A 21,110-nucleotide genomic window follows, 5' to 3' on the forward strand; every position below is an offset into this window, starting at 1 on the left:
GCGGATTCATCCCGCGTTCACAAGGGCTTCGCTGAGCGCCTGCTATTGCGGCGTCATCACCCCGCGATAGGCGGCGAGGGCAATGGCGTGCGGCACGTTCAGTGCGCCGAGCTTGTGGCGGGCGCTGTCTACATAAACGCGGAACGTGTTCTCCGAAATTCCGAGCCGGTCCGCCGCCCGCGCCCGGCTCACGCCCTCGGCGAGGAGGCGCAGCGCGTCCCGCTCCCGCGGGGAGAGCGGGCGCGCGAGGTCCTGCCGCGCGGTCCCTGCGAAGCGGAGCGCCTGCTGGTGCGTGTAGTGCGCCAGCAGCATGAAATCGGAGCGGTAATCGTCCAGCAACTTGGCCCAGAGCGCGGGCGCGCACGCCTTGTTCACGGTGAAGATCGCGAACTGCCCTCCCGGGCCGCGCACCGGCACGGTGTAGCCCTGATTGCCGATCCCGTGCTCCCCCGCCTCGTTGAAGAAGCGTCGGCGTCCGGGATCCGACCAGTCGAGCCGGCCCCAGTCCAGCGGCGCGAAGCTGCCGAGCGAGCCGTTCAGAACCGGGTCGATCAGGTCGAACTTCGCCTCGAAGTAGTGGTGGATCCAGTCCGCCGAATAGGAGAGTGCGCCGATCGAGCGGCCGTCCCGCCGCCAGATGCCCTGGTCCCGCGTCAGGCCGCCGCCCCGCGTGTCCTCGAAAACCGGCGTGTCGAGGCCCAGCGAGACGGCGTAGTAGTAGACATGGTCTACGTCGTATGTCGTGCGGATCGCCTCAATGACGTCCCCAAGCCCCGACAAGTCGGGGATGGCTGACAACTTCTCCACGATCGCGTCCAGCGCCTTCGACATGAGGCTCGTTCCCGCCCAGTAAGCCGCGTTCGGCGAACTCGTTGGCGGCCACCAGGATCGCGACGTCCATCTCGTCCGCGAGGTCCGTCATGCCGGCCGCGGAGGCGGCGCGCCGAACGGAAGCCAGAGTCGTCATCATCCAGTCCCGCATGGTCATACTCCGGTGAGAAAGGTTAACGAAAGGTTACCCGTTCTCCATATTCGCGGATTTATTCGCATTCGGAAATTCGCAGCTTCGGTCTCCCCAGAAACTGCGAGGCGCGGAGGGACGAGGCGCTCAGCGCCAGAAGGTCTTCACGCCCTCCAGTTCGCGCCAGAGCGTGGTCGCCATGCGCCATTTCTCATCCGCCCGCGCATTCGCGGCGCCGAGCACGCGGCCGATCGCGCGCTGCGCCGCCGGGTCGCCCTCGCCCGGCGCGCCGGGGGCGGAGAAGAGCGCCTCCGCCATCGCGGCGTCGTTCAGGTCCCCGAAGATATCCTGCAAGGCTTTCAAGCGCTTGATGAACGCCGAAACCTTCTTCGGGCCGTAGAGCGGCGCGGCGAACTCGATTGCGTAGCGGAGCTTCTTCAGCGCCTTTCGAAGCTCGTGGCGCGCCTCGACATCCAGCGTCTCAAGCCCCCGCGCCCGCTTCGCCGCAGCCCGCCATGCCTTGTCCAGCGCCGCGGAGGCGAGGGCGGGCGCGGGTTCCGCCAGCCGCGCCGTCTGCCCGATGTCCTCGGGCAGGAGCCAGCCGCGGCATTCCGCGAATCGGGCGAGATGGAGGACGAAGGCCCGCGCCCGCTCGCCCCGCAGCGTCTCCCTGAGCCGGCCGCGCTCCGCCTCGACGGCGGCCAGGAGGTCGGCGGCGAGGCGCACGAAACCCGTCTCGCCCGGATTCGCGGCCGCCTCCCGCCCCACCACGTCGTCGAGGGCGACTTCGAGGTCACGGAGCCGCCCCGCCTCACCGGCCAGCCATCGGGTCTCAGCGCCGAGCCGGGCGCTCTCCGGCCCCTTCAGCGCCGAGCCGAATACGGAGAGCGTGCTGCGTAAGCGTCGAAGCCCGACCCGGAGCTGGTGCGGCCCTTCCGGATCCTGCGCCGTGGCGGAGAACTCCATGTTGGCCGCGATCTGCGCGAGACATTCACGGAGCACGGCCTGCGCCGCCTCCTCCGCAGTCATCCCGCCGTGAAGGGGCGGCGTCTCGGCGTTTCGGACTGCGGGCTTCCTCTCGATCCGCCCCTCGGCGGCGAGCAGGTAACCCCGCGCCGCTTTCGAGAGGCGGGAGAAGCGCAGAACGCCGTCCCCCGCCAGCTCCAGCGCAAGGTCGTAGAGCCCGGCGACAGGCCCCTCCAGAAGCTCCAACTCGACCTCGCAGAGGGGCGCCTGCGCGTCGCCGGCGATGATCTCGCCCTTGTCCACGGCGAGCTCGGCCTTGAGCCCGTCCCCCCGCGTCAGCAAGCCCGCGGCGCGGCGGATGGAGGTTTCGCAGACCGGGACGAGCGGGCCGGCGGCGGCGATCTCCTCCCGGAGCGCGGGCGAGTCGATCATCGAAAGGTCGAGCCGACCGCCCGGAGCCGGAGCCTCGAACTCCTCAACGCGGGAAAGTCCGCCGCTGAGCGCCGCCTTCGCTTTTGCGGTCTGCACCCATCGCCGTCCGTCCCGCCGCAGGCGGAGCGCGATTCCGGCCCGCTTCAGCGCATGATCCTCGCTGTCGAAATAGACGGACCGGAGGAGCCGCGGCTTCGGCGCCGCCTCCGCGAGCCCGGCTGCGATGGCGCGGCGCCAGAACGCAGCGGCCTCCGCCTCGTCGACGAGAAGCTTCAGCTCGATTTCGGCCATGCCCTGACCTCCTCCCGGTGGAGATGGCCACAGAGGGGGCGAAGGGGCAAGCGGACCTTGCTCGCGCCTTTGCGGCGCCGCCCGCCGCATGCTATGGCTGGCGCCATGAACGCCCCCGACCGCAATATCGGCGCCGATGCGCCGCCGCGCATCCGGCTCCTGACCGAAGCCGCGGCGAACCGGATCGCTGCGGGCGAGGTGATCGAGCGGCCCGCCGCGGCGGTGAAGGAACTGGTGGAGAACGCGCTCGACGCGGGGGCGCGGCGCATCGACGTCGCCCTTGCGGACGGCGGCAAGACGCTGATCCGCGTCAGCGACGACGGCGAGGGGATGACGCGGGAGGAGCTTCCGCTGGCGCTCCAGCGCCACGCCACCTCAAAGACGGACGGGGAGGACCTTCTCGACATCCGCACGCTCGGCTTCCGCGGCGAGGCGCTGCCTTCGATGGCCGCGGTCGGGCGGATGACGCTGACGAGCCGGGCCAGGGGGGCGGCGGAGGCATGGGCGATCGAGGCGCGCGCCGGGGCGGTGGAGCGGCCGCGGCCGGCGGCGCGGGGTGAGGGGACGGAGGTCTCGCTCCGCGATCTCTTCTTCGCCACCCCCGCGCGGCTGAAGTTCCTCCGGTCCGACCGGGCGGAGCTGCAGGCTGCGGCTGAGGCGGTGCGACGGCTCGCGATGGCGGCGCCCGGCGTCGGCTTCACCCTCTCCGACCTCTCCGAAGGCGAGCCGCGCCTCCTCCTCCGCGCGGAGCCGGAAAGCCCGCTTTCTCGGCTGCGGCGGCTCCTCGGCCGCGAGTTCGCCGAGAGCGCGCTCGAGATCGATGCGGAGCGGGAGGGATTGCGGCTGACCGGATGGGCCGCGCTTCCGACCTATTCACGCGGGACGACGCGACAGCAGTTTCTCTTCGTCAACGGCCGCCCGGTGGCGGACAGGCTGCTGATCGGCGCGCTCGGCGCCGCCTATTCCGACCTCATGAGCCGGGACCGGCGGCCCGCCGCCGCGCTGTTCTTCGACTGCGACCCGGAGCGGGTGGACGTGAACGTCCACCCCGCCAAGACCGAAGTGAGGTTCCGCGAGCCGGCGCTGGCGCGCGGGCTCGTCGTCTCCGCGCTTCGCCATGCGCTGGCGGGGGCGGGGCATCGGAGCGCCGCTTCCGTTCCGACAGAGGGCTTCGGGGCCTTCGCGCCGCCGCCGCCGCGCCCGGCGGGGGCCTTCACCTATCAGCAGGACTATCGCGGCACGCCGATGCTGCGGGAGGAGGCGCTGCGCTTCCAGGGGCCGGGGGAGCTCGCAGGGGAGTTTTCCTCGCCCTCCGCGCGCGCCGAGCCGGAGCCGCCCGCTCCGGAGGCGCTCTCCCGCCCGCTCGGCGCGGCGCGGGCGCAGATCCATGAGACCTATATCGTCGCGCAGACCGGGACCGGCATGGTGATCGTGGACGCGCATGCGGCGCATGAGCGGATCGTCTACGAAAAGCTCAAGGCCGCGCTCGCCACGGGCGGAGCGGCGGGGCAGGCGCTGCTTCTCCCCGAGATCGTCGAGTTGCCGGGCGAGGACGCCGAGCGGGTGCTGGAGATCGCGCCCGATCTCGCGCGGCTCGGCCTCGCGGTGGAGGGTTTCGGGGCCGGCGCACTCTGCGTCCGGGAGACGCCCGCCATGCTCGGCAACTGCGACGCCGGCGCGCTCCTGCGCGATCTCGCGGACGAACTGGCGGAGGGCGGGGCGGCGCGCTCGCTGGAGGCGCGGCTCAACGCCGTCCTCTCCCGCATCGCCTGCCACGGTTCGGTGCGCGCCGGGCGGCGGCTCAATGTGGACGAGATGAACGCCCTTCTCCGCGAGATGGAGGCGACGCCGAATTCCGGCCAGTGCAATCATGGCCGGCCCACCTCCGTCAGCCTCGACCTTGCGGGGATCGAGCGGCTCTTCGGCCGGCGATGACGCTTTCCTTCGACCTTTCCGACCCGTTCACCCTCGCGCTCGCCGCGGGCGGGGCGGCGACCTTCCTGATCCTCCTCGTCCTCCTCCTCGCGCTCCGCGCCGCGCGGCGGAGCGCGGAGGCGACCGCGCCGCTGGCCGCGGCTCTTTCCGATCTCGGCGGCGCGGTGCGGACGCTTGACCAGGGGCAGCACCGGCTCGCGGGCGGGCTCGTCCAGGTCGCGGAGGCGCAGGCGGCGGGGCAGGCGCGCATCACCGAGGCGATGGAGCGGCGGCTCGAAGAGGTGCAGAAGGCGATGGGGGAGAGCCTGCACGGCTCCGCGCAGCGCACCACGAGGAGCCTCGCCGAATTGCAGGAGCGTCTCGCCGCCATCGACAAGGCGCAGACCAATATCGAGAAGCTCTCGGGGGACGTTCTCTCCCTCCAGGACATCCTTTCAAACAAGCAGGCGCGCGGCGCTTTCGGTGAGATTCAGCTCGCCGACATCGTCTCGAAGGCGCTGCCGCCCGACGCCTACGCCTTCCAGGCGACGCTTTCGAACGGAAGGCGGGCGGATTGCCTGATCCATCTGCCGAACCCGCCGGGGCCGATCGCCATCGACGCGAAGTTCCCGCTTGAGTCCTACGAGGCGCTGCGCGCGGCCGCGACGGAGCGGGAGAAGGTGGAGGCGGCGCGCGCCTTCCGCGGGGCGGTGAGCGCCCATGTGAAAGCCATCGCTGAGCGCTACATCATCGCGGAGGAGACGGCGGACGGCGCGCTGATGTTCCTGCCCTCCGAGGCCGTCTATGCGGAGCTTCACGCGAATTTCGGGGATGTTGTGCGGGAGGGCTTCGCGCGCCGGGTCTGGATCGTCTCCCCCACCACCTGCATGGCGACGCTCAACACCATGAGGGCGATCCTGAAGGATGCAAGGATGAGGGAGCAGGCGGGGGCGATCCGGCGCGAACTGTCGCTCCTGACCGCGGATGTGGACCGGCTTGTTGACCGCGTGGGCGCGCTCGACCGGCATTTCGAGCAGGCGCGGCAGGACGTCGAGAAGATCAAGATCAGCGCATCGAAGGCCGGCGGCCGCGCCGCGAAGCTCGAAAGCTTCGAGTTCGACGAACCGCCGGCCGCCCTGCCGAAGGCGGCGGAGTAGAGCCCTACTTCCCCGCGTAGAGCGCCTCGAAGAAGCCGAGCATTTCCGGCACCATCTTCTCGCCGTAGCCCTCCGCGACGCCGAGCGAGAGCACCTGCTTCGCGGCGCCCGACATGAGGGAGACGGCGCCCGCCCCCTCCGCCATCTGGCCGTAATAGCCCACATCCTTCTTCGCGTTCTTCACCGCAAAGGCGAGCTTCGTCGGGTCGCCGTCTATGGCGGCGGCCTTGATCCAGTCCATCATGCCGGAGCGGAGCGGGCCGGCGGACATGATCTGATAGAGCTTGTCGCGCGGCACGCCCACCTTGTCCGCCATAGCGAAGGCCTCGGACATCGCCATCGCCGTCGTCATCGCGAAGAAGTTGTTGATGAGCTTGATCCGGTGCCCGGCGCCGAGCGGGCCGACATGGAAGGCGTTCTCGGAGAGGTCCTTCAGCACCGGTTGCACCTTGGCGAAGGCGCCCTGATCGCCGCCGATCATCAGGTTGATCATCCCGTCCCGCGCCTGCGCCGGGGTGCGGGAGATCGGCGCGTCGAGATAGACGCCGCCCGCCGCCGCGACCTCCTCGCCGAGCGCCGACGTGCTGTCGGGGAGCGAGGTGCCGAAGTCGATCACCACGGTTCCGGGCTTCAGCCCGGCGATCACGCCGTCTGCGCCACGCATCCGCGCCTCGACATTGGCGGAGGTGTCCATGCAGAGCATGACGATGTCGGAAGCGGCGGCGACCTCCCGGGCGTTCTTCGCCTCCGTCGCGCCGCGCGCCGTCGCCTTCTCCAGCTCCGTCCGGGTACGGTTGCCGAGCACGGTGAGCGGATAGCCGAGGTCCAGCATCCGCTGGCACATCGCGCCGCCCATGAGGCCGAGGCCGATGAATCCTATGGCGGGTTTGGTCATGTCGCATCCTCCAGTTCTTCTAAAAGCGCCAGCGCACCGCGCCGACCCAGCTCGTCCGAGCATTTCGCGCCGGCGCCGTTGCCGCCCGTCGCCACAGCGATGCGGGGGGAGAGGCGGCCGATTTCGGGGTAGCCGTCCCCTGTCCAGGTCGTCACGCAGGCGTCCATTGTCACGCGCTCGATGCGAATGTCGGGCATGAGCTCGCGATAGGCCTCCTCAAGGAAGTCGCGCACCTCCGGGTTCCCGCCGGAGCGGAACCACTCCCCGATCATCTCCGGGCTTGTGAGCTTCACATCCTCCGGGTCGCCGCCGAGCTTCACGCGCCAGGCGCCGTCAGGATAGCGGACGGGGGGAAGGAGATAGGGGTCGCCCTTTCGGCTCCAGCGGAAGACGAGGGAGGGCATGGCGGCGAGGCGCCGCGCCTCCGCCTCCGTCACCTCGAAGAGCGCGACTGTCCGGGCGTTGAGCGAAAGCTTCGGCGCGCGCCCGAGGACATGGTCCGTCATCATGCCGGAGGCGACGAGGGCTCGCTCCGCGTGGACTACCCCTGCGGCGGTTCGGACCGCGACGCCGCCCTTTGTCTCCTCGATCCCCACGGCGGGTTCCGCAACGATCTCCGCCCCGCGCCGCCGCGCCGCCTCCGTCTGCGCCGCAACGAGGCGGCGCGCGGATATGCAGCCGGCGCCCGTCGGCTCGTAGAGCGCCGCCCAGTCGTCCGGAAAGGCGAAGAACGGGAAGCGGGCGCGGAGCGCCGCGCGGTCCAGCGCCTCGCATTCGATGGAGAGCGCCCTTTGCGTCGCGCGCGCCGCCTGCATGAGCGGGCCGCCTTCCGCGCCGGCGATCATCGCGCCGCGCTCCTCGAAGAAGCCGATTCCGCTCTCCGCCTCGATCTCCGCATAGCGAGCGATCGAGGCGATGGAGACTTCGGCCCAGTAGGGGTCCGTCGCGTTCTTCCGCGTGATCCGCCCCTCGTCGTAATGGGAGGCGAAGACGCCGCGATGCGTGCGCTTTTCCGCCGGCTCGTCCGGCCCGACGAGGACGACCTCATGCCCCGCCTTCGCGAGATGCCGCGCGGCGGCGGAGCCCATCAGCCCCCGCCCGACGATTGCGACGCGCATCAGGCGCGCTCGAAGGCGCGCGCCTTCAGGCCCGACTGGATTTCGTAGATCGAGCCGGCCTTCGCCGGCTTCGGCAGCGGGATGCGCGCCGAGACGGGCTCGAGCCGGGGCCGGTCCGTCGGACGGCCGCAGAGCATCCGGGCGTTGAACTCCTCGAACGAGCCGAAGGGCGTGCCCGAGCCCATGATCGGGAAGGCGTCCGCCGCCATCATCTCGTAGAAGAGCATCCGCCGGTCCTTGGAGGAACGGTTGAGGGCGGAGCCGTGCAGCGCATGGCCGTGATGGATGGAGATCGAGCCCGCCGGGCCGGTCAGCACGGCGGCGTCCTTCACGTCCAGTCCTTCCCTGGCAAGATCCACCGCGCCGACGAAGAGCCCGTCTTCGAAATGGTCGAGGATCGGCCCCTTGTGCGAGCCCGGGAAGACCATGAGCGGCCCGTTCTCCGGCGCGAGATCGTCGATCAGCACGCCGATGGCCAGCACGTCCGCGTTGGTGTGCGGGTAGAACGCGAAATCCTGGTGCCATTCGACCGCGGCGCCGTAGCCGGCGGACTTCATGTTGAGCTTCGTCGTATGCAGCCGGAGGTCAGGCCCGATCAGGTCCCGCGCCGGGGCGAGGATATGGTCCGACCGCATCAGCCGGGCGACCGGCTCGGAGATCGTGTGCGGCAGCTTGATGCGGCGGACTCGCGGCGCGTCCGGCTTGTGGGTGTCCTCGAGGTCGAGCCGGTCGTTCGACCCCGTCATCCCCGCGGCCTCGGCCTCGAACCGGGCGATCTCCGCCCGGATTTCCTCGATGACCGGCAGGGGCACGCGGCTTTCGAGCATCAGATAGCCGTTCGCCTCGTAGAAGGCCTTCTGCTCTGCGTTCAGCGCCTCCATCATGCTCTCCTCAAGGGTTCGAGGCCCCGCCAATCGAAGATGACGCCGTGGCCGGGGCGTTCAGGCGCCGTCGCGAAACCGTCCCTGATCTCCATCGGGTGCTCGATGAAGCGGTCGAGACCAAATCCGTGCGCCTCAAGATACGACGCGTTTGGAGCGGCGGCGAGAAGATGCACGGTGAAATCATGCGCGCCATGGCTCGTGACCGGCAGGCCGAACGCCTCGGCCAGCTTTGCGATCTTCATGAAGACAGTCACGCCGCCGCAATTCGTCACGTCCGGCTCGGGAAAGGTGACGGCGCCTTCGGCGATGAAGGCGCGAAACTCTGCGAGCGTGCGGAGGTTTTCGCCCGTCGCCACCGGAACGCCGCCTTCGCGCACGACGCGCGCATGGCCCGCGACGTTCTCCGGCTCGCAGGGCTCCTCAAGCCAGAAGGGATCATGCGGCGCGAAGGCCCGGGCGGCGCGCACCGCCTGGTCCGCCGTCCATTTCATGTTCGCGTCCAGCATCAGCGGGAATTCCGGGCCGAGAAAGGCCCTCATCGCGGCAACCTTCGCGATGTCTTCTGAGAGCCGCTCGCGCCCAACCTTCATCTTGATGGCGCGGAAACCGCGGGCAAGGTTCCGCTCGGTCTGTGCGATCAGCTGCTCGGCGCTCAGCATGAGGTCTATGCCGCCCGCATAGCACTTCACCTGCGGGTCATGCCCTCCGAGATGCCGCCAGAGCGGCGCGCCGGCCTTCTTCGCCGCAAGATCCCAGAGGGCGATGTCAAAGGCTGAAAGGGCGAGCACTGTCGGCCCGCCCCGCCCGCCATAATGCGTCGCCCACCAGACCTTTCGCCAGAGATGTTCCATCCGGTCGGCTTCCTCTCCTGCGACGATCTCGGCGATCTCGCGCGAAAGGATGTCATGGATCGCGCCGCCGTTCCGCCCGCAGGTGAATGTGTAGCCGACGCCCTCGGCGCCGTCAGAATCCGTCACGCGCGCCGTCACTATCTCGAAGGCTCGCATCTCGCCGTGCATCGAGTCGGTGAGGGTCTCCGCGAGGGGTATCTCGTAGAGACCTGAATCGATGCGCTTGATGATCGCCCGCATGGCCTAGAGGAAGACCGTGGTGATCTGCGGGAAGAAGAGGATCACCGCGAGGATGATCAGCTGCATCGCGATGAAGGGCAGGAAGCTCCTGAAGATGTCCGGCAGCGTGATGTGCGGCGGGCAGACCGACTTGAGGTAGAAGGCCGCCGGCCCGAAGGGCGGGGAGAGGAAGCTCACCTGCATGTTCACGCAGAAGAGGATCCCGAACCAGACCTTCACCATCGTCACCGAATCGAGCCCGCCGAAGAGGCCCAGTTCTTCCTTCGGCAACTTGAGCACAATGGGGAGGAAGACCGGCATGACGAGCAGCACGATCCCCGTCCAGTCCATGAAGGCGCCGAGGAAGAGGAAGATCAGCATCATGAAGAGGAGAACGCCCAGCGTCCCCATCTCGAGGCCGAGGATCAGGTTCGCGACATAGGTCGGCCCGCCGGCGATGGTATAGGCGCCCGCGAGCGCCGTGGCTCCGAAGGTCACCCAGATGATCGTCCCGGTGGACTTGAAGGTCCGCATCGAGGCTTCGCGGAGGAGCCGGAAGGAGAACTCGCCGCGCAGCACGATGAGGACGAGCACAGCGACGGAGCCCATCGCCGCCGCCTCGGTGATCCCCGTCACGCCGCCATAGATCGAGCCGAGGACGACGAAAACGATCAGGAGCGGCGACACGAGACCCTTGCCCCGGTCCCACGCGCCCTTCGCGACCGACGCCCCCTGATAGAAGAAGATGTAGCCGACGCAGAGGGCGAGGATGGCGCCCCATGTTACGCCCGTACGCAGATCGAGCATCCGCGTCGTCTCGTCGAAAGCGCCCGTCGCGGTGACGACCGCCATGCGGAGAAGTATGGCGGCGGCGAGCGCGCCGACCATCATCGAGATCAACACCGTCCCGTAGCGCGCCTTCTCCGCCCCGGTCATGTCGTCCGGGGAGGGCGGCGGCAGCGGCGCCTCCTCCGGCCGCAACCGGGTGCGGACATAGATGTAGAACATGTAGAGCCCCGCCAGCATGAAGCCGGGCAGGAAGGCGGCGGTGAAGAGCGCGGAGATCGAGGTCTCGGTGATGAGTCCGTAGAAGATGAGCACGATCGAGGGCGGGATCATCGTGCCGAGCGAACCGCTCGCGCAGATCGTGCCGATGGCGAGATTCTGGTTGTAGCCGAGCCGCAGCATCTGCGGCAGCGCGATGAGACCGAGAAGCACGACCTCCCCGCCGATGATGCCGGACATCGCCGCCATGACGACCGCCATGATCGCCGTCACCATCGCGACGCCGCCACGGGTGCGGGACATCCACATGGAGAGCGAGGAATACATGTCCCGCGCGATGCCGCTTCGCTCCAGAAGGACGGCCATGAATATGAAGAGCGGTATCGAGATCAGGACGTAGTTTGTCGTGATCGAATAGAGCCGCTGCGAGAGGATGTTGAGCGGGCCGGTGCCGAAATTGCCGAAAAGGAGGTCCGGCGGGAACTTCATCACCATGACGACGACGGCGAGGAAGCCCGAAGCGAGGCCGAGCGGCATGCCGATGGCAAGCAGCACGAACATGCCGATCAGGACGACGAGGGAGATCGTGCCGATATCGAACATCGGCTCAGGCCTTCGGCTCTTCGGCGCCGACGGCCGCCCGGAGTTCCGCGATTTCCTCGTCCTCGACTTCGTGCGTCTCTTCCCGGTTCCAGTCATAGATCAGGTTCGAGATCGACTGGATCGCCACGATCGCCAGCGTGATCAGGATCAGCGGCTTGATCGTCGCCGGGATCGGCGGATCCCAGGCCGTGCCGAACGTCTCCCATCTCAGCAGTTTCGCCCAGGCTTCGCCGAAACCGCCCCAGATCACGCAGAAGGCGAAGACGAGCACGCAGAAGAGCGACATCAGGTCAAAGACTTTCCGCAAGCGGCGCGGCGCCAAGTCATAGATGATGGTGATGCGGATATGGCTGCGCTGCTGCAGTGAATAGAGCCCCGCCGTCAGATAGATGCCGCCCGCGACCCAGAGCGACATCTCGTTCACCCAGATCGTCGGCTTGGCGAAGACATATCGCATGAAGACTTCGTAGAACATGATGACGACAAGGAAGGCGGGCGCCCACATGGAGACGCGGCTGAACCCCCAGGTCAGGTAGTCGACCGGGCCGGTGCGTTCGTGCTCTTTCATGGAGGGCTCCGCGCTCAGAGACGGGAAAGAGGGCGGCCCCGCGAAGGGCCGCCCCAAGACTCAGTCGATGCGCGTCACTCGACGAGGCCAAGCACCCGCAGATAGGCCATGTGGCTCTCGACCAGCGCCTTCGCCTCCGGCGTCGTCGCGAAGGGCTCCCACTGCGCGAGGGCGGCGGCGCGGAATGCGGCGCGGTCCTCGGCGGACCATTCGGCGACCTCGACGCCCTCGGCGCGCAGCTTCGCCGCGGCCTCGTTGTTCGCCTTCTCGAAGGTCAGCGCCGTCTGGAGCGCGAGCGATTCCATCGCCCGCTCCATGATACGGCGGTGATGCTCGGGCATCCCGTCCCAGCGCGCCTTGTTGCAGGCAAGATGGTCGGAGGGCATCGAGTGGAAGCCGGGGAAGTTGGTGTACTTCGCGATGTCATAGAGCCCGAGGCCGACATTGTTCGCGATGCCGGAGGCGTCCGCCCCGTCGATGATGCCGGATTCGAGCGCGGTGAAGATCTCCGTGAAGTCCATCACGATCGGGCTGGCGCCGAGCGAAGCGAAGATGTTCGTCTCGAGGCCCGGCGGCGAGCGGAACTTCCAGTCCTTCAGGTCGGCGACGCCGCGGATCGGCTTCGTCGAGGCCAGCGATTCCTGGCCGTAGACCCACCATCCGATCAGCTGCATGCCGAACTTGTTGTAAAGCTCCTGCGCGGCTTCGAGGCCGCCGCCATGATAGAGCCAGGAGAGCTGCTGATAGGGCGTGTCATAGCCGCCCATGATGTCGCCCACGAACTGGAAGGCGGGGTTCTTGCCGGTCTGGTAGGCGCCGCCATGCATCTCGCAATCGAGAATGCCCGTGGCCGCCGCGTCGAACCCTTCGACCGAGTTCACCACGGAGGAGGAGAAGAACATCTCGATGGCGATCTCGCCGTTCGACATGACCTGCACGTCGTCCACGAAGCGCTGCGCCAGCTTGCCGGAGACGGTTTCCGGCGCGTAGTGCGTCTGGATGCGCAGCGTCGTCTGCTGCGCTGCGGCGGCTCCGGCGAGCAGCGCCGCGACGGCGGCGGCGCCGAGTCCGGCTGCGAATGCGTTCAGTTTCATCATGTCCTCCCCGAGGATTGCTGACGGTTTTTTCGCGCCGCGGCTCTTTCGCCGCAGCTTGAGGGCGAGGCTAGCAAGGTCGCATCGGTCCCACAACGGCGATATCGAAATTCTTTCGAATTTCGAAATTCTGGCCTATGCTCGCGCGAAAAAGAAGGCCTGGGGGGAACATCATGGCCGCACTGTCCGGCGCCGTATATGCGCGGCTCCGGGATGAGATTGTCGCCGGCGCCATCTCGCCTGGAACGAAACTCATGCCCCAGCGGCTCGCGCCGCGCTACGCCGCTTCGGCGGCGTCGATCCGCGAAGCGCTGATCCGCCTCGCGGCGGAGGGATTCATCGAGAGCCTGCCACAGCGCGGCTTTCGCGCGGCGCGGACCGGGCCCGACGTGATCTGGGAGATCGCGCATTTCCGCATCCTGATCGAGACCGAGGGCGCACGGCTCTCGATCGCGCGGGGCGGGATGGAATGGGAGGCGAACCTGACGGCGGCGCATCACCGGCTCGCGCATCTCGAGAGGCGGATGCGGGGCGAATCGCTCGATGCGGCGCAGCTCCGACTCTGGTCCGCCTCTGATCGCGTCTTTCACGAGGCGCTGATCGCCGCCTGCGGGTCGGCCCGGCTTCTGGCGCAGCACCGGCTCGCCTTCGACCAGTTCAAGCAGCACGTGATCGCGCTCGACCCGAAGCTCGGCTTTCGCGGCGCGGAACTCCTTCAGGAACATGCGGACATCCTGAACGCCGCGCTCGCGCGCGACGCGGAGGGCTGCGCCGCCGCGCTCCGGCGCCATTTCGACACCTATCGCCGCGTCACCCCCGGCCGCGCCGGCTGAGGGGCTTCCGCCGCGCCGCGGGCGCCCTATAACTCGCAAAACGCCGAGGAGGAGAGAGCCATGACCGAAGCCGCCTTCATATATGACGCCATCCGCACCCCCCGCTCCAAGGGCAAGCAGGACGGGACGCTCCACGAGGTGAAGCCGATCCGGCTCGTCACAACTCTTCTGGAGGAGATGCAGCGGCGGCACGACCTCGACACGAGCCGGGTGGACGACGTGATGCTCGGCTGCGTCATGCCGGTGATGGAGCAGGGCTCCGTCCTCCCGAAGATCGCGCTGCAGAAGGCGGGATGGGACGAGAGCGTGCCAGGCGCGCAGGTCAACCGCTTCTGCGCCTCAGGCCTCGACACGTTCAACACCGCCGCCGCGAAGGTCGCGAGCGGGTGGGAGGATCTCGTCTGCGCCGGCGGCTACGAATCGATGTCCCGCGTGCCGATGGGCTCGGACGGCGGCCCTTTCGCGGAGGACCCGGAGACGGCGATCGCCACCGGCTTCGTGCCGCAGGGGATCGGCGCCGACCTCATCGCCACGATCGAGGGCTGGAGCCGGGACGATGTGGACGCCTTCGCGATGGAAAGCCAGAAGCGCGCGGCCCATGCCCGCGACTCGGGCTGGTTCGACCGCTCGGTGGTGCCGGTGACCGACGAGAACGGGATCGTCATCCTCGCCAAGGACGATTTCATAAAGCCCGACACCGACATGCAGAAGCTCGGGGCGCTGAAACCCTCCTTCGCCGGGCCGGGCGCGATGGGTTTCGACGCGGTTGCGCTCGCGAAGTACACGGAGGTCGAGCGGATCAATCATGTCCACACCCCCGGCAATTCGAGCGGGATCGTGGACGGCGCTTCGCTCATCATGGTCGGCAACGAGCGGGTCGGGAAGGACCTTGGCCTCATGCCCCGCGGCCGCGTCCTCGCCATCGCGCTGACTGCGACGGACCCGACCATCATGCTCACCGGCCCCGGCCCCGCCTCGCTGAAGGCGCTGGCCAAGGCCGGGCTGACGATGGACGACATCGACCTTGTCGAGATAAACGAGGCCTTCGCCTCCGTCGCACTTCGCCTCCAGAAGGACCTGAACGTGCCGGACGAGAAGCTGAACGTCGTCGGCGGCGCCATCGCGATGGGCCATCCGCTCGGCGCAACGGGGGGCTGCCTCGTCTCCACCATGCTGGACGAGCTGGAGAGGCGGAAGCTGAAGCGGGCGCTCATCTGCATGTGCGTCGGCGGCGGCATGGGCGTCGCCTCGATCATCGAGAGGGTCTGAGCGATGGGCGACGCGCACGAGCATATCCGCTACGAGAAGGATGCGGACGGGATCGTCACCGTCACGCTCGACATGGCGGGCCAGTCCGCCAACACAATGAACGAGAAGTATCTTCCGTCGATGGACTGGGCGCTGGCGAAGCTCCGGGCGGAGCAGGGGCTGACGGGCGTCGTCTTCGCCTCCGCCAAGAAGACCTTCTTCGCGGGCGGGGACCTCAACCTCCTCGGCTCGATGGAAACGGCGGATGCGGAGACGCTCCGCTATGTCGAGGAGAACAAGCGCCCCTATCGGGAGATCGAACTCCTGCCCGTTCCCGTCGTCGCGGCGATCAACGGCGCGGCGCTTGGCGGCGGCTACGAGCTTTGCCTCGCCTGCAACCGGCGGATCGTTGTCGATGATCCGGCGGCGGTTGTCGGCCTGCCGGAAGTGACGCTCGGCCTTCTGCCGGGCGCGGGCGGCGTGGTGCGGCTGACGGCCCTGCTCGGGCTGGAGAAGGCGCTGCCCGTCCTCCTCGAAGGCAAGCCCTGGAAACCGGCGGCGGCGAAGGCTTACGGCCTCGTCGACGAGATCGTGGCGAGCCGCGAGTATCTCATTCCTGCTGCGAAGGCGTGGATCAAGGCCAACCCGTCGGCCGCGCAGCAGCCGTGGGACCGGAAGGGGTTCAGCTACCCCGGCGGCGACACGACGCATCCGCGCGTCCGCCCGATGATCATGGCGTCCTCCGCCATGCTGGTGAAGAAAACGCGCGGGCTCATGCCGGCGCCGGAGAAGATCCTCGACATCGCGGTGAACTCGATGCGCATGGGCTTCGAGGCGGCCCTGCGTCAGGAAAGCCGCGGCCTCGTCGCGCTCATGGTGACGAAGGAATGCAAGGCCGCGATCCGCACTTTCTTCTTCGGGCGGCAGGCGATCAAGGCGGGCTCGGCCCGGCCCGCGGGGGAGCGATGGGCGCCCGGCTCCGTCGCCGTCCTCGGCGCCGGCATGATGGGCGCGGGCATCGCCTGGGCGCAGGCCTCGGCCGGAATGCGGACGATCCTCAAGGATACGGAGCCGGCCAAGGCGGAAAAGGGCAAGGCGCATTCCGCCGGCCTCGCCGCCGCCGCCGTGAAGAAGGGCGCCATGGGCGAGGAGGCGGGCGCCGCGCTCCTCTCCCTCATCGAGCCGACGGCGGATGACGCGGCCTTCGAGGGCGTGGACCTGATCGTCGAGGCGGTGTTCGAGGATGTCGCGCTGAAGGAGCGGGTGATCGCGGAGACCTTCCCGCGCCTTGCGCCCGGCGGGATCTACGGCTCCAACACCTCCACCCTGCCGATCTCCCTTCTCGCGAAGGCTTGCCCTGAGCCCGAACGCTTCATCGGCCTCCATTTCTTCTCGCCCGTCGAGAAGATGAAGGTGGTCGAGATCATCATGGGCGAGGCGACCTCGGACGAGACGCTGCGGAAGGGCTACGACTACGTGACGAAGCTCGGCTACATGCCGATCGTGGTGAGCGACAGCCGCGGCTTCTTCACCTCGCGCGTGTTCGGTACTTACCTCGACGAGGGGCAAGCCCTGCTCATGGACGGGATGAGCCCCGTCGCCATCGAACGCGCCGCCTGGCGCGTCGGCATGCCGGTGGGCCCGCTCGCCGTGCATGACGAAGTCTCGATGGTCCTTTCGAAGAAGGTGCACGACACGCACCTCGCGCTCGACGCGCGGCTGGGCGTGAAGGACGGCTTTCCGGCGGACGGCTCGCATACGAAGGCCGTGGCGCACCGGATGGTGGAGATGGGGCGCGGCGGCCGGCATTACGGCGGCGGCTTCTACGACTATCACCCTGACGGGACGAAGACGCTGTGGCCGGGGCTGGACCAGTTCCGGGAGGGCAACCGCGAGGTCAAGATGCAGGAGGCGGAGGACCGGCTGCTCTATCGCCAGGCCATCGAGACGCTGCGCTGCTTTGAGGAGGGGGTGATCCGCTCCGAGGTCGAGGCCAATCTCGGCGGCATCTTCGCCATCGGCTTCCCGGCCCATACGGGCGGCGCGCTCCAGTTCATCCGCGGGATCGGGATCGACGCCTTCGCCGCGCGCGCCGCGGAGCTGGCGGAGCGGCACGGGCCGCGCTTTGCGGTGTCGCGCGAGGCGCTGGCGAAGCTGCGGGAGACGGAGGCGGCCGCCGCGTGAGCCGAAGCGGAAGCCCCGGGCCGTGCCCGCGCTGCTGACCGGGAGGGAGGCGGCGAGCCTCTTCTTGTGCATCGCGCTCGGCGCGACGGGGGGGTGGGTGTTCACGCTCATCGGCGCGCCGATGCCGTGGATGCTGGGCGCGATCACGGCGAACGCGCTCTGGTGCCTCCTGCTCCCCGGCCGTCTCAACCCGGTCCGCTTTCCCGAATGGCTCCGGAACAGCTTCGTCGTGATCATCGGCGTAATGATTGGCGGCATGTTCACGCCGGAGCTGCTCGGGCGGTTGCCGGACTGGTGGCCTGGCGTGATCGCGCTCTTCGTCTACACGATCGCCGCGCAGGTGCTCGGCTACCATGCGTTGCGCCGGTTCGGCGGCTATGACGTTCCGACCTCATGGTTCGGGGCCGCGCCGGGCGGGCTGATCGAAAGCATCATCCTCGGCGAGGCGGCGGGCGGCGACGTCAAGACGATCTCGGCGCTCCACTTCCTTCGGATCGTGTTCGTCATCGCGCTGGTGCCGCTCGGCTTTCTCGTCGTCACGGGCGAGGTGGTCGGCAGCGCGGCGGGAGTGACCTTCGACCCGGCGCATGTCGCGGCGAACGCAAAGGACTATGCCCTGCTGATCGGGGTGGGCGCGGTCGGCTGGGCTCTGGGAAAGCGGCTCGGCATTCCCGCGGGGCACATCATCGGCCCGATCCTCCTCAGCGGGGCGACGCATCTCTCGGGGGTGGTCGAGGCGCAGCCGCCGGCCTTTGCGGTGATCGCGGCTCAGGTGGTGATCGGCTCCTCGCTCGGCGCGCGCTTCGCGGGGCTCACGCGCGCCGCCCTCATCGCCGCGGCGCGGCTGACGGCGCTGACCGCCTCGGGCGCGCTCCTCCTCGCCTTCGGCTTCGGGGCGATGCTCGCGCCGCTGACGGGGGAGCGGCCGGAGGTCTACGTCATGGCCTTCGCGCCGGGCGGGGTGATCGAGATGAGCCTCGTCGCGCTGACGATCGGGGCGAACCCCGTCTTCGTCACAACGCACCACATTCTCCGCATCCTGCTGACGGTGAGCGTTACGCCGGCGCTCTATCGACGGTTCGTCGAAGGGCGGGGCGGCTGAGGCGCGAGATCCTCATCGTCTAGCAGGATGCGGGCGGCGTCGCCTTCCGGGTCGGAGAACTGGCCGGAGCGGAGCGTCCAGAGGAAGGCGAGGAGCCCGAGCGCGCCTAGGGATAGCGAGACGGGAATGAGAAAGACGAGGATGTCCATCAGCGAAGCCTCAGCGCATTGAGCGAAACGGTGATCGAGGAGAGCGACATCGCCAGCGCCGCGATCAGCGGCGTGCAGAAACCGGCGAGCGCGATCGGCACGGCGACGAGGTTGTAGGCCGCGGCGAGGCCGAAATTCTCGAGGATGCGCCGCCGCGCGGACCGGGCCGTCTCCATCGCGCCCGCAAGGGCGGAAAGGTCGGCTTTCAGCAGCACCATGTCAGCCGCCACCCGCGCCGCGTCCAGGCCCGAGCCCGGCGCGGCCGAGACATGGGCGGCGGCGAGCGCGCCGGAATCGTTCAGCCCGTCCCCCACCATCAGCGCCTTGCGCCCAGCGGCGGCGAGGGCGTTGAGCCGTTCGAGCTTCTCCGCCGGAGAGACGCGCGCCTCGGCATGGTCGATCCCGAGCGCGGCGCGCGCCGCCTCCACCGCCTCGGCGCCGTCGCCCGAGAGGAGGAGCGTGCCGATTCCCCGCGCCTTCAGCGCGGCGACGAGCGCGGCGGCGCCGGGCCGGAACTCGTCCGCAAAGCCGAAGCGGAAGGGCGCGGCTTCGCCAAGGCGGAGCCAGATCGCCGCGCCGCCGTCATCCGGCGCGCCCGTGAAGGCGGCGGAGCCGAGCCGCGCGGCCTCCCCTTCGATCTCCCCCTCCATGCCCGCGCCCGGCCTTTCGGCGAGGCCCGAAACCGGCACGGGCGAGAGCCCGGCCGCCTCCGCCGCCTCGGCAAGCGCGCGGGCATAGGGGTGTGCGGAGCCATGGGCCAGGCCCGCGGCGGCGGCGAGGACCTGCGGCGCGGCTTCGGTCGCGAGGCGGGGCCTCCCGGTCGTCAGCGTCCCCGTCTTGTCAAAGACGGCGACATCGACCTCCGCCAGCCGCTCCAGCGCATCGCCGCTCTTGAGGAGGATGCCGCGGCGGAAGAGCCGCCCGGCCGCCGCCGTCGCCACCGCTGGCGCTGCGAGGCCGAGCGCGCAGGGGCAGGTGATGATGAGCACCGCCACCGAGACATTGAGCGCGAAGCGCATGTCGCCGGCATGCCAGACCCAGAAGACGAAGGCGGAGAGCGCGAGGAGGTGGACGCCCGGCGAATAGAACCGCGCGGCCCGGTCGGCCAGGGTCTGATAGACCCCGCGCCCGCGCTCCGCGGCTGCGACGAGCTCCGCCATCCGCCTGAGCGAGGTGTCTTCCCCCACCGCGGTCGCGCGGAGCGTCACCGGGCCGGTGAGGTTCATCTCCCCGGCCGAGACGGACGCGCCGGGGCCGGCGGCCACCGGGACCGTTTCGCCGGTCAGGTGGGAGCGATCCATGTCGGTGGCGCCCTCGGCGAGCACCCCGTCCACCGGCGCGCGCATTCCGGGCGCGACTTGGACGAGGTCGCCCACCCGCAACTCGGAGATCGCGACAGTCTCCCGCCCGCCCGCGGCGAGGCGGATCGCCTTCGGGCTTTCCAGCGCCGTCAGCTCCCGCGCGGCGGAGCGTGCGGCGGCGCGGGCGCGATGATCGAGATAGCGCCCGAGAAGCAGGAAGAAGGTCAGCGCGACCGCGGCGTCGAAATAGGCGTGCCGCCCGCCCGCCCATGTCTCGAAGAGCGACATGCCCGAGGCGAGAATGATCGAGAGGGAGATCGGCACGTCCATGTTGAGCCGCCGCGCGCGGAGCGCGCCCCAGGCGCTGGCGAAGAAGGGGCGCCCGGCGAAGGCGACGACAGGCAGCGCGATGGCGGCGGAGACCCAGTGCAGGAAATCCCGCGTCGCCGCCTCCGCCCCTGACCAGACGGAGACGGAGAGGAGCATCACGTTCATCATCGCGAAGCCCGAAACGCCGATGGCGAGGAGGAGCGCTCGGCCCGTCTCGTCGTCGCCGGTGCCGGCGAGCGTCGCCGCGTCGAGTTCGAGCGCCCTGTGCCCGGCGCGGGCGAGCGCGTCGGTCAGCGCCTCCGCCGCGACCGCGTCGGACACGCGCACGGTCGCGCGCTTCAGCGTCAGGTTCACGCGGGCGGAGACGACGCCGGGGACGGCGGAAAGCGCCCGTTCCGCGCCCGCAATGCAGCCGGCGCAATGGATGTCGGGGAGGGAGAGAATCAGCGTCCGCGCATCAGCCCCGGCGCGCGCGGCGGCGGGGCGGGCCGGGGCGAAGGCGGCGCCGCCGCAAGCGGGGCAGGCGGCGGTCATCCCTTCACCTCGATCACGAGATGCTGGCGGAAGCTCTCTCCGCCCCGCCCGGTCGCCTTCACGTCGAGGCGCCAGAGACCCGGCGCCAGTTCGATCTCCGCGCTCTCCATCGTCGCGGTTTCGGTGATCTCGGGCGTCACGTCGAAGGCTTCCGTCGTCGGCCGCCCGATGCGGAGGGCGAAATCCGCCAGCGGCGCCGGGTCCCCCATGCGGTCCGTCACGCGGATGACGAGCCGCCCGTCGGCGTAGTCCGCCTTCGCCGACCAGCCGAGCGCGACCTGCGCCGCCCGTTCCCGCTCGAAGCTCTGGCTGGCGACATAGCCGTTCTTCACCTCGATGCCGGGGAAGCTGCCGACCGCGGCGACGGCGAGCGCGATGTTCGCCGCGAGGATCGCGCCGAAGGCCCCCGCGAAGCAGAAGAAGACGAAACGCCCCGTCAGCGGCTTGCCCGTGTTCGCGTTCCCGGCCATC

18 protein-coding genes are annotated in these 21,110 nt (G+C 69.3%); 6 read left to right on the forward strand and 12 right to left on the reverse strand.

Annotated features, from left to right (window positions below; all coding sequences use genetic code 11):
• Nucleotides 1-42: 42 nt before the first annotated feature.
• Nucleotides 43-831: a LuxR family transcriptional regulator gene (locus ACE37J_RS01095; protein WP_409705697.1), complete on the reverse strand. Its 789-nt coding sequence runs from the start codon at nucleotides 829-831 to the stop codon at nucleotides 43-45.
• A 277-nt stretch (nucleotides 832-1,108) separates the two neighbouring features.
• On the reverse strand, nucleotides 1,109-2,650 hold the full coding sequence (locus ACE37J_RS01100; protein ID WP_409705700.1) for a CHAD domain-containing protein: 1,542 nt from the start codon (nucleotides 2,648-2,650) through the stop codon (nucleotides 1,109-1,111).
• Between the two features lie 105 nt (nucleotides 2,651-2,755).
• Between ACE37J_RS01100 and mutL the strand changes: the two genes are divergently transcribed.
• Together mutL and ACE37J_RS01110 are read left to right on the forward strand one after the other, a co-directional pair.
• On the forward strand, nucleotides 2,756-4,585 hold the full coding sequence (gene mutL, locus ACE37J_RS01105; RefSeq protein ID WP_409705703.1) for a DNA mismatch repair endonuclease MutL: 1,830 nt from the start codon (nucleotides 2,756-2,758) through the stop codon (nucleotides 4,583-4,585).
• Nucleotides 4,582-5,721, forward strand: coding sequence for a DNA recombination protein RmuC (locus ACE37J_RS01110; protein ID WP_409705705.1), 1,140 nt, complete (start codon nucleotides 4,582-4,584; stop codon nucleotides 5,719-5,721). Before mutL ends, ACE37J_RS01110 begins: the two co-directional genes overlap by 4 nt.
• Before the next feature lie 4 nt (nucleotides 5,722-5,725).
• Here ACE37J_RS01110 and ACE37J_RS01115 read toward each other — a convergent pair whose 3' ends face one another.
• The 7 genes from ACE37J_RS01115 to ACE37J_RS01145 form a co-directional block, all read right to left on the reverse strand.
• A complete protein-coding gene (locus ACE37J_RS01115) occupies nucleotides 5,726-6,616 on the reverse strand; it encodes an NAD(P)-dependent oxidoreductase (RefSeq protein ID WP_409705708.1) in 891 nt (296 codons plus the stop codon).
• Entirely contained in the window at nucleotides 6,613-7,734 is a 1,122-nt protein-coding gene (locus tag ACE37J_RS01120; RefSeq protein WP_409705711.1) for an NAD(P)/FAD-dependent oxidoreductase, read from the reverse strand. Before ACE37J_RS01120 ends, ACE37J_RS01115 begins: the two co-directional genes overlap by 4 nt.
• Nucleotides 7,734-8,615: a phytanoyl-CoA dioxygenase family protein gene (locus ACE37J_RS01125; protein WP_409705714.1), complete on the reverse strand. Its 882-nt coding sequence runs from the start codon at nucleotides 8,613-8,615 to the stop codon at nucleotides 7,734-7,736. Before ACE37J_RS01125 ends, ACE37J_RS01120 begins: the two co-directional genes overlap by 1 nt.
• Nucleotides 8,615-9,709 carry a mandelate racemase/muconate lactonizing enzyme family protein gene (locus ACE37J_RS01130; RefSeq protein WP_409705717.1) on the reverse strand — a complete coding sequence of 365 codons (1,095 nt, stop codon included), beginning with the start codon at nucleotides 9,707-9,709 and terminating at the stop codon, nucleotides 8,615-8,617. Before ACE37J_RS01130 ends, ACE37J_RS01125 begins: the two co-directional genes overlap by 1 nt.
• A gap of 3 nt (nucleotides 9,710-9,712) precedes the next feature.
• Entirely contained in the window at nucleotides 9,713-11,296 is a 1,584-nt protein-coding gene (locus ACE37J_RS01135; protein WP_409705720.1) for a TRAP transporter large permease subunit, read from the reverse strand.
• A 4-nt stretch (nucleotides 11,297-11,300) separates the two neighbouring features.
• Entirely contained in the window at nucleotides 11,301-11,864 is a 564-nt protein-coding gene (locus ACE37J_RS01140; RefSeq protein WP_409705723.1) for a TRAP transporter small permease subunit, read from the reverse strand.
• A gap of 74 nt (nucleotides 11,865-11,938) precedes the next feature.
• Entirely contained in the window at nucleotides 11,939-12,958 is a 1,020-nt protein-coding gene (locus ACE37J_RS01145) for a TRAP transporter substrate-binding protein (RefSeq protein ID WP_409705726.1), read from the reverse strand.
• Between the two features lie 173 nt (nucleotides 12,959-13,131).
• On the opposite strand from ACE37J_RS01145, the gene ACE37J_RS01150 reads away from it, so the two are divergent.
• From ACE37J_RS01150 to ACE37J_RS01165, 4 genes are read left to right on the forward strand one after another with little or no spacing between them, the layout of a single operon-like run.
• Nucleotides 13,132-13,791, forward strand: a complete 660-nt coding sequence (locus ACE37J_RS01150) for a GntR family transcriptional regulator (protein WP_409705729.1) — start codon at nucleotides 13,132-13,134, stop codon at nucleotides 13,789-13,791.
• A 60-nt stretch (nucleotides 13,792-13,851) separates the two neighbouring features.
• Nucleotides 13,852-15,060, forward strand: a complete 1,209-nt coding sequence (locus tag ACE37J_RS01155) for an acetyl-CoA C-acetyltransferase (RefSeq protein ID WP_409705732.1) — start codon at nucleotides 13,852-13,854, stop codon at nucleotides 15,058-15,060.
• Between the two features lie 3 nt (nucleotides 15,061-15,063).
• Complete coding sequence (locus ACE37J_RS01160) at nucleotides 15,064-17,223, forward strand: 3-hydroxyacyl-CoA dehydrogenase NAD-binding domain-containing protein (protein ID WP_409705735.1); 2,160 nt, start codon at nucleotides 15,064-15,066, stop codon at nucleotides 17,221-17,223.
• 22 nt (nucleotides 17,224-17,245) lie between these two features.
• On the forward strand, nucleotides 17,246-18,325 hold the full coding sequence (locus ACE37J_RS01165; protein ID WP_409705738.1) for an AbrB family transcriptional regulator: 1,080 nt from the start codon (nucleotides 17,246-17,248) through the stop codon (nucleotides 18,323-18,325).
• Here the strand turns inward: ACE37J_RS01165 and ccoS are convergent.
• From ccoS to ACE37J_RS01180, 3 genes are read right to left on the reverse strand one after another with little or no spacing between them, the layout of a single operon-like run.
• Nucleotides 18,292-18,474, reverse strand: coding sequence for a cbb3-type cytochrome oxidase assembly protein CcoS (gene ccoS, locus ACE37J_RS01170; RefSeq protein WP_409705741.1), 183 nt, complete (start codon nucleotides 18,472-18,474; stop codon nucleotides 18,292-18,294). The genes ACE37J_RS01165 and ccoS overlap by 34 nt on opposite strands.
• On the reverse strand, nucleotides 18,474-20,639 hold the full coding sequence (locus ACE37J_RS01175; protein WP_409705744.1) for a heavy metal translocating P-type ATPase: 2,166 nt from the start codon (nucleotides 20,637-20,639) through the stop codon (nucleotides 18,474-18,476). The genes ccoS and ACE37J_RS01175 overlap by 1 nt, the downstream gene beginning before the upstream one ends.
• Nucleotides 20,636-21,109 (reverse strand): FixH family protein, encoded by a 474-nt coding sequence (locus tag ACE37J_RS01180; protein WP_409705747.1) that lies wholly within the window; start codon nucleotides 21,107-21,109, stop codon nucleotides 20,636-20,638. Before ACE37J_RS01180 ends, ACE37J_RS01175 begins: the two co-directional genes overlap by 4 nt.
• Between the last annotated feature and the right edge of the window lies 1 nt (nucleotide 21,110).

Source organism: Pikeienuella sp. (assembly GCF_046290545.1).
Taxonomy (GTDB): Bacteria; Pseudomonadota; Alphaproteobacteria; order Rhodobacterales; family Rhodobacteraceae; genus Pikeienuella.